Source organism: Streptomyces polygonati, from assembly GCF_042650325.1.
GTDB lineage: Bacteria > Actinomycetota > Actinomycetes > Streptomycetales > Streptomycetaceae > Actinacidiphila > Actinacidiphila polygonati.
In genome coordinates, this window is sequence record NZ_JBHSBB010000052.1 from 32,421 (window position 1) to 43,970 (window position 11,550).

Annotated in this window: 9 protein-coding genes and 1 tRNA gene; 4 read left to right on the forward strand and 6 right to left on the reverse strand. The window is 75.8% G+C overall.

What is annotated here, in order from left to right:
- The 4 genes from ACFO3J_RS35060 to selD form a co-directional block, all read right to left on the reverse strand.
- A complete protein-coding gene (locus ACFO3J_RS35060; protein ID WP_386438638.1) occupies positions 1-1,215 on the reverse strand; it encodes a ferritin-like domain-containing protein in 1,215 nt (404 codons plus the stop codon).
- On the reverse strand, positions 1,212-2,063 hold the full coding sequence (locus tag ACFO3J_RS35065; RefSeq protein WP_386438641.1) for a phosphate/phosphite/phosphonate ABC transporter substrate-binding protein: 852 nt from the start codon (positions 2,061-2,063) through the stop codon (positions 1,212-1,214). Before ACFO3J_RS35065 ends, ACFO3J_RS35060 begins: the two co-directional genes overlap by 4 nt.
- Complete coding sequence (locus ACFO3J_RS35070) at positions 2,060-3,238, reverse strand: acyl-CoA dehydrogenase family protein (RefSeq protein ID WP_386438643.1); 1,179 nt, start codon at positions 3,236-3,238, stop codon at positions 2,060-2,062. The genes ACFO3J_RS35065 and ACFO3J_RS35070 overlap by 4 nt, the downstream gene beginning before the upstream one ends.
- Before the next feature lie 213 nt (positions 3,239-3,451).
- Entirely contained in the window at positions 3,452-4,477 is a 1,026-nt protein-coding gene (gene selD / locus ACFO3J_RS35075; RefSeq protein ID WP_386438644.1) for a selenide, water dikinase SelD, read from the reverse strand.
- 176 nt (positions 4,478-4,653) lie between these two features.
- Between selD and ACFO3J_RS35080 the strand changes: the two genes are divergently transcribed.
- Positions 4,654-4,747: transfer RNA gene (locus tag ACFO3J_RS35080), tRNA-Sec, on the forward strand.
- Positions 4,748-4,799: 52 nt separating this feature from the next.
- Here ACFO3J_RS35080 and ACFO3J_RS35085 read toward each other — a convergent pair.
- Both ACFO3J_RS35085 and selA read right to left on the reverse strand, forming a co-directional pair.
- The gene (locus tag ACFO3J_RS35085) at positions 4,800-6,596 is read right to left on the reverse strand and encodes a SelB domain-containing protein (protein ID WP_386438647.1); all 1,797 of its coding nucleotides are present in this window, start codon (positions 6,594-6,596) and stop codon (positions 4,800-4,802) included.
- 6 nt (positions 6,597-6,602) lie between these two features.
- Positions 6,603-8,087, reverse strand: coding sequence for an L-seryl-tRNA(Sec) selenium transferase (gene selA, locus ACFO3J_RS35090; RefSeq protein WP_386438650.1), 1,485 nt, complete (start codon positions 8,085-8,087; stop codon positions 6,603-6,605).
- Positions 8,088-8,512: 425 nt separating this feature from the next.
- Here selA and ACFO3J_RS35095 point away from each other — a divergent pair, with 425 nt between their 5' ends.
- The 3 genes from ACFO3J_RS35095 (at position 8,513) to ACFO3J_RS35105 (ending at position 11,504) form a co-directional block, all read left to right on the forward strand.
- A complete protein-coding gene (locus ACFO3J_RS35095) occupies positions 8,513-8,743 on the forward strand; it encodes a hypothetical protein (RefSeq protein ID WP_386438652.1) in 231 nt (76 codons plus the stop codon).
- A gap of 467 nt (positions 8,744-9,210) precedes the next feature.
- On the forward strand, positions 9,211-10,152 hold the full coding sequence (locus ACFO3J_RS35100; protein ID WP_386438655.1) for an ABC transporter ATP-binding protein: 942 nt from the start codon (positions 9,211-9,213) through the stop codon (positions 10,150-10,152).
- A complete protein-coding gene (locus tag ACFO3J_RS35105) occupies positions 10,149-11,504 on the forward strand; it encodes an ABC transporter permease (protein WP_386438658.1) in 1,356 nt (451 codons plus the stop codon). Before ACFO3J_RS35100 ends, ACFO3J_RS35105 begins: the two co-directional genes overlap by 4 nt.
- Positions 11,505-11,550 lie beyond the last annotated feature (46 nt).

Here is an 11,550-nt window from a genome sequence, read left to right on the forward strand (position 1 = left end):
TCACATGAAGTTGCGGGTGTGCAGCGCCGAGAGCTCGGCCGCCTCGTCGGCGGGGAAGCCGAGCCGCACCAGCCGGCGCTGCCGCCCTTCGTCCATCGCCGCCAGGAGGTCACGGACGGCCCGGTGGCCGCGGCCGATGGCGGTGGGCTCCCAGCCGCCGGCCGCCAGCAGGACGAGGGAGTCGAGGACGTCCTGGTTGAGACCGGCGGTGTCCCGCAGCACGTCGTGCCGGCGCTCGACCGCGCCGCGCAACCGGCCGCGCAGGCCCGGGTCCACGGACGACTGGTGCTCCAGATGGGCGACGCCGAAGGCGACATGGCGGGCCTCGTCCTGGTGGGCCAGGCGCACCACCGCACGGGTGACCGGGTCGGGCGCGTGCCGGTCCAGGAACGACAGCAGGTTGAGGAAGCTGCCCTCGCCCAGCACGGAGAGCAGGAACGAGGCGAGCGCGAAGTCGGGTTCGGCGAGCAGGGTGGCCAGAGAAGCGCGTCCGCCGGCCGAGGAGGTGCCCATCCGCCCGGTCCTCAGCAGCGCCCGGCGGGTGAAGACCTCCAGGTGGCGGGCCTCGTCCGCGGCCTGGACGGCGAGCAGTTGGACCACCTCCCGGAAGTGCGGATGGACCCGCGCCAGCAGCCGGGCCGGCAGCACCAGGGCCGCCTGCTCGTTCTCCACCAGGTAGGTCATCACCTGCACCACCGCCGCCTCCACGTCCGGCGGCAACTCGAAGGCGGCGTCCCAGGGCACCGCCGCGGCGGGGTCCCACTGGGCCGCGGCCGCGTGGGCGTACAGGCTGGGCGCGATCTCCGCCCACACCAGGTCGCGCTCGGCGAGATCGAACCCGACGGCGGGCGCCCCCTCCTCGACGAGCGCTCCTCGGGCGGCCAATCCCCAGCCGGGGTCCGGGCGTTCGACGATCCCGCGCGGCGAGGGCCCGCCGGCCCGCACCGCCCCGGCCCAGCGGTCGTGGCCGGCCGGCCCGCGGACGACCACCGCCCCGTCCGGGCTGTGCGGCCCCTCCCAGGGCCGCACCTGGTGACCCCGGCCGCGGCACCAGGCCGACAGGTGGACCAGCAGGGCCGGGTCGCGCCCGGTCACCGCGAGCTGCCCGCCGGGCGCCAGCCCGGCGAGCGCCCGCTGCACCAGGAGGTGTCCGCCCTGGCCGAAGGGGAGGTCCGCCAGATCGACCACGGTCCGCGACTCGGCCGAGCGGCTCACGGCCGGTAGCCCCCGGCGGTCACACGGCCCGCGGCGTCGTAGAAGCCCGTCTCGTCGACCGCGGTCTCCAGCGCCGCGAAGTGCTCGGTCCGGCCGGGCAGCCAGGCGTTGAGGCCCTCCAGGTCGAACAACCGCCTGACCTCGGGCTCGGCGGGCGACATGGTGAGCAGCAGTGCGCCGAAACGCTCCATGAGCGCCGCGGGCGCCGCGTCGTTGACCGCCATGACGCAGTGGTCGTAGGCCGGTGTCCGGGCGAGGATCCGGGTGCCGCCGGCCGGCAGGGTGCCCTCCTGCTCGAACAGCAGGTGGTTCGCGTCCAGCAGACAGGCGGCGGCGACCTGCCCGGCGACAAGCGCGCGGGCGGCCTCGCGCTCACCGCCGATGTGGTCGCCGTGCAGCCCGACGCCGACCTCATGTCCGTGTACCCGCACGTCCTCGCCGGGGCGCAGCCCTTCGGCGCGCAGCAGCGACAGCGGGATGAGGGTGGCCTGCGGCGAGTCCACCGCGCCCACCGCGACCGACTCGCCCTTGAGGTCGCGGGCGCGGGTGAAGGGCGCGTCGGCGCGCACCACGACGAGCGACCGCAGGCCGCGGTCGGTGTCCCGCATCACCAGCGGTCGTACCCGCGCGCCGCCGGCGGCCGCCAGCCGGCGGGTGCGGATCCACGCCAGCGGAGAGTTCCACGCCGCGTGGATCCGGCCCTCGGCGAGATCCTCGACCTGACGCTCGTAGTGCGAGTACAGGACGACGTCGAAGGGCAGGCCGCGCGCGGTCAGCCACGAGCGGAAGCCCGTCCAGATGGTCACCACCTTGGGGTCGTAGGCGACGGCCCCCATCAGCAGGGTCACGCGGCGCCGCCGAACAGCGGCAGGCCCAGGCCCGCACGACCGCTGAAGTCGTACAGCGCCTCGGTGGTGGGCGCCATGACCCGGGCCGCGAGCGCGTCCCGGAAGCGGCGCTCGACGCCCAGGTCGCGGCGGAACGCGGCACCGCCGCACAGCCGCATGACCCCGTCGGCGACCTCCGCCGCGGTCTCGCCCGCGACTGCCTTGACCTGCAGGACGCGCAGCATCGCGTCCTCGCGGCCCGTCTCCAGCGCGGTGAGCGTGTCGGAGAGGAACGCCCGCGCGGTGTCGGCGCGGGTACGCAGCCTGGCGAACGCGGCCACCACCGGTGGCTGTTCGGCCAGGCTCTGCTCCAGGTGCTCCAGCCGCGCCTGCGACAGATGGGCGCGGGCCTGGCCGAGCAGCGCCTCGCACACTCCCACGCAGAAGGCCGCGTTGAGCACCAGGAAGCGGGGGAGCGCGGTGGTCAGGGCGATGTCCAGGCCCTGCCCGTCCGCGCCGAGCATCGCCGAGAGCGGTACGTCCACGGCCTCGGCCGTGATCGGGCAGGAGGCGTTGCCGCGCAGTCCGAAGCCGTCGAAGGAGCCCCGGACGGACAGGCCGGCGGTGTCACTGGGCAGCTGCCACAGCGTCATCGGCCCGGGCGCCGACAGCGGCCGGCTGGACCACACATAGCTGTCCGCGTGGCCGGCGGAGGTCACCCAGCTCTTGCGGGCGTCGAGACGCACCCGGCCGCCGCGCTCCGTCGCGGTGCCCAGCGGAGCCCAGAAGTGGCTGCGCGAGCCGCTCTCCGAGAAGGCCAGCGTGGTCAGATGCCGGCCCGCGGCGATCGCCCGCCGCAGCTCCTCGCCGCCGTGCGCCTCGATCACGGCGGTGGCCGAGTAGTGCATGAGCACCACCATGGCGGTGGACGAACAGGCTGTCGCGAGGTGCTCGACGACCTCGGCCGCGGTGGCCAGCGACGCCTGGGCGCCCCCGACCTCGGCGGCGCTCAGCAGACCGAGCACACCCGCCCGGCCCAGCGCCGCCACCGCTTGCGCGGGAAAGGCGCCCTCGCGGTCCACCGCGGCCGCGCCGGGCAGGACCGTGTCCTCGATCACCCGCTTCAAGACGTCCGACACGTCCTCCGGCGGGAGGGCGGGTGAGGTGGTGGAACGGGCGGCGGACGGAGCGCTCATGGTTGTGCTTCCTCGGGACGTGCGGCGGGTGGAGACCTGGCGCCTGCGACGCTAAGGGCGCCGCCGCGGCCCCAGGGGGGTCGGCGGAGAGGGCTTCACCCGAAGGGGTACGCGGCGTTGGGCCGGTCGGGTCGCCCGCGCGGCCGACCCGACCGCGCGGTCCTGCGACAGGCCCGGCGCGCGCACGCGCCGGGCGGCGGCCCGGGGACCCGTTCAGCGCAGGACGAGCGGGTGTTCCCGGCGGGCGACCAGTTCCCCGACCACCGGTGCGCCGGGGACCTCGCCCGCCACCAGCAGTCCCCCGGAGGTCTGCGCGTCGGCCAGGAGCAGCCGGGTCAGCTCGTCGGCGGAGCCGAAGTCGGTGTGCGGGGCGACCCATGCGAGATTGCGGCGGGTGCCGCCGCTGACGAACCCCTCCCGGGCGGCCGCCGCCGCTCCGTCGAGGAAGGGCACCGCCGAGACGTCGATCACGGCGGTCACCCCCGACGCGCGGGCCATCTTGAACACGTGGCCGAGCAGGCCGAATCCGGTGACGTCGGTCGCGCACACCGCCCCCGCCGCCAGGGCGGCCGCGGCGGCGTCCCGGTTCAGCCCCACCATCGCGGCCACCGCCTCCGGGAAGACCTCCCCCGTCGCCTTGTGCCGGTTGTTGAGGACGCCCAAGCCCAGCGGCTTGGTCAGCGACAGCGGCACACCGGGCCGGCCGGTGTCGTTGCGCAGCAGGCGCTCCGGATCGGCCACGCCGGTGACCGCCATGCCGTACTTGGGTTCCGGGTCGTCCACGCTGTGGCCGCCGCCGACATGGCAGCCTGCTTCCGCCGCGATGTCGAGCCCGCCGCGCAGCACCTCGCGGGCCAGCTCGAAGGGCAGCACCTCCCGGGGCCAGGCGAGCAGGTTGACGGCCACCAGGGGAGTGCCGCCCATGGCGTAGACGTCGGACAGCGCGTTCGCGGCGGCGATCCGTCCCCAGTCGTAGGGATCGTCCACCACCGGGGTGAAGAAGTCGGCAGTGGCCACGACGGCGAGCGCGCCGGGACCGCCCGGCAACCGCACCACGGCCGCGTCGTCCCCGCTGTCGAGGCCGACAAGCAGGTCCGCGGCGCCGCCCCCCGCGGGGCCGCGGCCGGTCAGTCCGGCCACGACCTCCTCCAGCTCGCCCGGGGGGATCTTGCAGGCGCATCCTCCACCGTGCGCGTACTGGGTCAGCCTCATGCCTGCCTGCGTGGTCGCGGTCGCCATCACATGTCCCTTCTGCTGCTCTGCTGCTCTGCTGCGGGTCCCGCCGTGTCCGGACACGGCCGTGGGTTGGGCTGTTGGACTGGGCGGCTCGGCGCGTGCGGCGCGGTGCGTTGACCCCCGGCGGGCCCGGCGGTTCGATGACGCGTGAGCGGGCCGTGCGCGCGGCGGCCCGGCGGGGAGGCGTAGAGGTGCCTGGTGGCCCTCCCGGTCTTCAAAACCGAGGTGTCCGAGCAACTCGGGCAGGCGGGTTCGATTCCCGTCCGCCTCCGCTTTCGTCGCGGCGCCGCGACACCGGGCGACCGGGTCGGCGGTCCGCGCGGCCTCAGCCCTCATCGCCCGTGTCCCCCGGGCGCGTCGGGGCCGGGCAGCGCCGCAGGGAACCGTCGAGACGGACGGTGTGGCCCCGCCGGTCGAGGTGTTCGAGCAGCGGGATGACGACGCGGCGGGTGGTGTCCAGCGCCCGGCGCGCCTGACTGGCGGTGAAGGGCTGGGGGAGCCGGGACAGGACGGCTGCCGCCCGCCCGTCCGCGCCCGGCAGCAGCACGACGCCGTCCGCGATCCGCAGCAGGGTGCCCGCGGCCGCGGCGGCGGCCAGCAGCCGGGGCGTCAGGCCGAGCTGTTCCAGCCGGTCTGACTCGGGGGCACGGAAGGGCGCGCCGGCCAGGTCGGCGCGTACCGCCGCGACGGCCGCCTCGACCGCGGGCGGCAGGGCGGGCAGGGCCTGGCTGCCGTAGAGCCGGCCGTCGCGCTGCCGCAGCCCGGGATCGGCCGCCAGCAGCGCCTCGACCAGGCAGCGGTCCGGCAGACCGAGCGCCTGGCGGGCGGCCTCCAGCGGAAGGCCGGGGTCCAGCGGGCGCCCGGCGGCGTGCTCGTCGACGGCCTGGCGGAGTCCGGTACGCAGGGCCGACCAGTGGTCCGGATCGGCCAGCCAGTCGCCGGCCACCGGGGCGTACGGCGCGCGCACCCCCATGGCCTCCAGTTCGGCACGGCGCACCAGCCGGCGCCGCCGCACCTCCGCCGCTCCGTCCGCCGGCACTCCCACGGCCCGCAGCTCCAGCGCCCGGGCCGCGGCCGATCCGCGCCGGGTGAGCCGCGGCGGGCGGACGTCCAGCACGGTGACCCCGGCCGGGACGCGGTGCCGGCCCGGATCGCGCAACAGCGCCCGGTCCGCGATCCGCAGCGGCAGCGCGCCGGCCAGCCGCAGGCGGGCGGTGTCCTCGCCCAGCGGCCGGACGGCCACCGGGACGGCCGCCGAGCCGATGTGCAGGGTGAGTTGCCCGGGCAGGTCACGCGCGGGGTCGCCGTCCAGCCGGATGTCCACCGTGTCCGCGGTGAGCCAGCGGCCGGGCGTGAGCAGCGCGTCCCCGCGGCCCAGGCCGTCGGAGCCCGGCCCGTGCAGGTTGACCGCCACCCGGGCGACCGCACCGACCTCGCCGCGCGACTCCTTCAGTGTCTGCAGGCCCCGGATCCGGAACAGCGGGCCGCCGCACGCCGGTTCGAGCTGGTCTCCCACCCGCAGCGTGCCCGCGCCGAGCGTGCCGGTGACGACCGTGCCCCGGCCGCGCACCGTGAAGACCCGGTCCACCCACAGGCGCACGTCCGCGGCGGTGTCGGGGGCGGGCAGCGCCCGGGCCAGCCGGGTCAGCGCCGCACGCAGGCCGTCCATCCCGGCGCCGGTCACCGGGCTGACGGCCACCGACTCCACCGAGCCGAGCGAGGACCTGGCGATCCGGGTCAGCGCCTCCGCGCGGACCGCCGACGGATCCGCCAGGTCAGCGCGGGAGACCGCGAGCAGGCCGTGGCGCGCACCGAGCGCGTCGAGCACCGTGAGGTGCTCCTCGGACTGCGGCTGCCAGCCCTGGTCGGCGGCCACCACGAACAGCACCGCGGGGACCGGCCCCACACCGGCCAGCATGTTGCCCACCAGGCGCTCGTGTCCCGGTACGTCGACGAAGGCCATGTCCCCGACACCGGGCAGCCGGGTCCACGCGAACCCCAGGTCCAGGGTCATGCCGCGCCGCCGCTCCTCGGCCCACCGGTCCGGCTCCATTCCCGTCAGAGCCCGCACCAGGGTCGACTTTCCGTGGTCGACGTGTCCGGCCGTGGCGACGACGTGCACGCGGGATCACCTCCCGCGCGGGTCGTGGGCGCCGGTCGGTGGGGTGCGCTCCGCACGGCCGGCGGCGGAAGGTCCGAGGTCCCGCCCGCTTCCCGGGGAGCGTCCCGGCGCGGGTGTCACTCCCGGTGAGGCCGCCGGGCGGGAGCCGACCGGCGGGGCGGCGGCCGCCTCGCCCGCCTGCCGGGCGGCGGCCGCCAGCGCGTCGTCCATGTCCTCCGGAACCGCCCGCAGGTCCAGCAGGCACCGGCCCTGCTCGACCCGGCCCATCACGGCCGGCACCGCCTGCCGCAGCGGGCCGGCGCAGGAAGCGGGCAGCGACACCGCGGCACTGGGCAGCGCGACCCCGGGCGCGCCCCCGCCGCCGATCACTGCCTCGCTGGCGACCGCCCGGCAGTCGAGCCCCGCCGCACGCAGGGACGCGGCGAGCCGCTGCGCGCGTTCGCGCAGCCGTCCGGGGTCCGCGTGCAGTGAGCTGTGGACGGGTGTGGCGGGCCCGCGCAGCGTCGCCTCCAGCGCGGCCAGCGTCAGCTTGTCCACGCGCAGCGCCCGGGCGAGGGGATGGCGCGCGAGCCGCCGCACGAGGTCCGCGCGGCCCAGCAGCAGACCGCACTGCGGACCACCGAGGAGCTTGTCGCCGCTGGCGGTCACCAGGTCGGCCCCGGCCCGCAGCCAGCCGGTCGCGTCCGGCTCGTCCGGCAGCGCGGCGTCACGGGTCAGCAGCCCGGAGCCGATGTCGGCGACGACGGGCACGCCCAGCCCCCGCAGGTCGGCGACGCCGACACCGCCGGTGAAGCCGGTGACCCGGAAGTTGGAGGGATGCACCTTCAGGACGAACCCGGTGTCGGGGCCCACGGCCGAGGCGTAGTCCGCGAGCGCGGTGCGGTTGGTCGTGCCGACCTCGCGCAACCGGGCACCGGTCGACACCAGCAGGTCCGGCAGCCGGAAGCCGTCCCCGATCTCGACCAGTTCGCCGCGGCTGACCACGATGTCCTTGCCCCGCGCCAGCGCCGTCGCCGCCAGCACCAGCGCCGCCGCCCCGTTGTTGACGACGTGTGCGGCCTCGGCGGCCGGCACGCGCCCGAGCAGCGCCTCGATCGCGGACCGGCCCCGCCGGGCCCGGGCGCCGGTGGCCAGGTCGAGCTCCACGTCCGTGGTGCCGCTGGCGGCGAGCAGCGCCTCGCGGGCCGCCGCGGAGAGCGGTGCCCGGCCCAGATTGGTGTGGAGCAGCACCCCCGTCGCGTTGATCACCGGCCGCAGCGCCGAAGCGGTGGCCGGCAGGGCGGCCACCGTCTCCTCGGCGACGTCGGACGGCGACAGCTCACCGGCACGGGCGCGTTCCTGGACGCCCGCCAGTACGGACTTCACCACTCCGCGTCCCAGCCGGTCCACGGCCGCGGCCAGCCGGGGGTCGGCGAGCACCGCGTCCGTACGCGGCACATGGCGCCGGGTGTCGACCGGGAGGGTGGGGGTGGGGGTGATCTCGCCTTCCATCTCCTGCGCCTTCGCCGAGGGCCGGCAGGCGGGGAAGAGGCCGGGTGCGCGCCTTCCCCGGAACGGGCCTGCGGACCGGCTCGTCCGTACCCGGGGCGGTCACCGTACTGCCGCCGCGCCACGGACCGGCCGCACGGCACCGGCGGACACGGCGGGGCCACCCGGATATCACCCGTCCGGCGCAGCTCCCCGCCCGGAGCCCGCCGCCGGCCCGGCACCACCGCCCCCCGTCGCGGACCGCGCGCGGATCACCGAGCGGCAGGCTCGGCGGGGGCGTCCGACGGGGGCCCGCCGGGTGGGCGCTCGAAGGCGAACAACGAGGTCAACCGCCTGTTCGGCGCACTCCGGCAGCGTAGTGATCTCGGCGGCGTACACTCGGCAACCGCTCGCCACGGGGTGGGTAGTGATCCGGAGGGGGAAAGCGGATGGACATCATCTATCAGGCGCTGGTCGACGAACGGGGTGATGTCGTGGCCTCGGTCCGCGCCGAAGCGGAACGGGTCCTCAGGGACCTGGCCCGCGACATGGCCGGCATCGCCCCGGCGGGCACCCCGTGGTTCGGCTCCGCGCAACCGGGCGGCGGCCGCGCGCAGGGCGGGACGGGCGGCGCCTTACGCCGGGCCCTGCCCGGGGCGCCGGAAGCCGGCGAGTCCTGAGCCGCCCGCGACCGACGCATACAGGAAGGCCCACGAACGGCGGGAGCGGTGCACCCGCGGGACCTCCGCCGGTATCCACTCCGCATGCGTGAGGCACCGTCACCTCGGTGCGGCCGGAACCCGCCCGCCTCGGCGCCGGTGGAGCGGACCGTCGTGGCGGCCCGCTCCACTGCCCACCCCTCGGCCGGACCGGCGCAGGGGCAGCCCCCCGCGTAACCGCCGCCGAACCGGCCGCCGCCGTGCTTCCCGGCGGCTTCACGGAGCCGGAGGATCTGCCACCCCTCCGGTGAGCAGATGGACCCCGTGGGACAGCCGGGCACCCGCCGGGCTCCGGCGCGCCACCGTCCCGGCACCTACGCAGCCTGTAGGTGATCGGTCGTCGGCCGTTCCGCGACTGTTCAACCAGCCGTCCCCGTCCGTGATTTGTGTGGTCCCTATGTTGCCTGAGGGATTGCAAGGAGGGACTCATGGACGAACAGCTCGCGGTCCGGGCTCGGGGAATCAGCAAGTGTTTCGGCGACGTCGTCGCCCTGGACGGCATCGATCTGGATGTGGCGCGGGGGCAGGTCCACGGCCTGGTCGGGCCGAACGGCGCCGGCAAGACGACCTTGCTGGGACTCCTGCTGGGCCTGGCCGTCGCCGACGGCGGCCGGCTGGAGATCCTGGGTACGCCGGTCGGGCGCGCGCTGGCGGCTCCTGACGGTGTGGCCGGCTTCGTGGACGGGCCGGGTCTGTACCCCTCGCTCACCGCCCGGCAGAATCTGGCCGCGCTGGCCGCTCTGCGCGGCCAGGACGCGCGGACGGCGGGGATCGACGACGTGCTCGATCAGGTCGGGCTCAGCGATGTCGCCGACGACCGGGCCCGCGGCTTCTCCCTCGGCATGCGCCAGCGGCTCGGGCTCGCCGCCGCCCTGCTCACCAAGCCCCGGCTGCTGGTGCTCGACGAACCCGCCAACGGGCTCGACCCGGCGGGCAAAAGACACGTCCACGGTGTCCTCACCCGGCTCGCGGCGCAGGGAACCAGCGTCGTGATGTCGAGCCACCGCATGGACGACCTGGAGGCGCTGTGCTCCGAGGTCACCATCCTCGCCACCGGACGGGTCGTCTTCTCCGGGCCGCTGGGCAAGCTGGCCGCCGAGAACAGCGAACTCGACTACCGGCTGCTGGCCTCGGACCCGCGGGCGGCGCGCGAGCTGGCGCTCGACACCGCGGGGATCAAGGTCGTCGAGGACGCCGGCCCGTGGCGCGGCGCCGAAGTGCTCGTCGTCCGCGCGCTGCTGCACGCTCTCGACGAACTGGTGGCGCGACTCGTGACCGCGGGCGTCGCGGTGCGCGAACTCGCCCCCGTGGTCTCACCGCTCGAGGCCGCCTTCCTCGCCCTCACCGAACAGCAGGAGTCCGGCCGATGAGCGCCACCGCGACCGCGCCCGCGATCGACGACAACGTTGCCAGCACCCGTCCTGTCTCGGTGGCGCGCGGCTACCGCTTCGAGCTGGTCAAACTGGTCTCGCAATGGCGTATCCGCCTGCTGGTCCTCGCCTGCTGGATCGCGCCGGCGCTGTTCGTCGCCGCGGTGAGCCAGCAGAGCACGCTCCCCTCCGACACCCTGTTCGGCCGCTGGATGCACGCCACCGGCTGGGCCGGACCGCTGATGATGCTCGGCTTCGCGGGCACCTGGGCGCTGCCGCTGCTGACCTCGCTGGTGGCCGGCGACGTGTTCGCCGCCGAGGACCGGCTCGGCACCTGGCGGCACCTGCTGGTCGCCGTCCGGTCACCGCGGCGGATCTTCGCCGCGAAGGCACTGGCCAGCCTTACCGTCATCCTGCTGCTGGTGGCCGGACTGGCCGTCTCCAGCACGGTCGGCGGGCTCCTGGCCGTCGGCGACCACCCGCTGGTCGGCCTGGACGGGCACTTGCTGACGCCGTCGGACGCCGCCGGCAAGGTGCTGCTCGCCTGGGTCTGCGTACTCGCCCCGACGCTGGCCCTCGCCGGGATCGGACTGCTCGGGTCCGTCGCCCTGGGCCGGTCCCCGATGGGCCTGCTGCTGCCCGCGCTCGTCGCGCTCGCGATGCAGCTCGCCCAGATGCTGCCGCTGCCGGTCGCCGTCCGCCTCGCCCTGCCCGGCTACGCCTTCATCGCCTGGCACGGGCTGTTCACCACTCCCGCACAGGTCGCCCCGCTCCTGATCGGCGTCGCGGTCAGCCTGGTGTGGGCCGCGACCGGGACGGCGCTGGCCTACCTGTTCTTCATACGGCGCGACTTCACCAATCCGACCTCCGACGGCGCCGGGCGCCGCGCGGTCACCACCGGAGTCCTGCCGCTGGCCGGACTGCTCGCCCTCACCGTCGCGGTCGTCGCGGTCGCGACGCCGTCGACGGGCTCCGGAATCGTGCGGAGCAAGGTGCAGCGCTCGGTCGCCACGGCCTTCGCCCACCTCTACCGGATCCAGACCGAGCAGCTGAACCGCCCCGCCGTCACCGAGGCACAGCTGAGGGTCACGGCGGCGTGCAACAAGGGCGACGGCCAGGTCGCCCCCCACGGTGCGGGCAACGACTGGCGCTGCGTCGTCACCTGGCACCTCCCTGGCGTCGAGGCCGCGGGGACGGCCATCTACCAGCTCGACGTCACCTCGGACGGGCGGTACGTCGCCGACGGCGACGGGCCGAAGGAAGTGAACGGCTACTTCCTGGTGCGGACCCCGATCGGGAACGCGCCGAACCCGCTGTGGCAGTTCGACGGAGACGTCGACCTGCTCTCGTGAACGGCCGGTTCTCCATGCGGCCCCGAGGCCGCGCCCCGGAACCCGC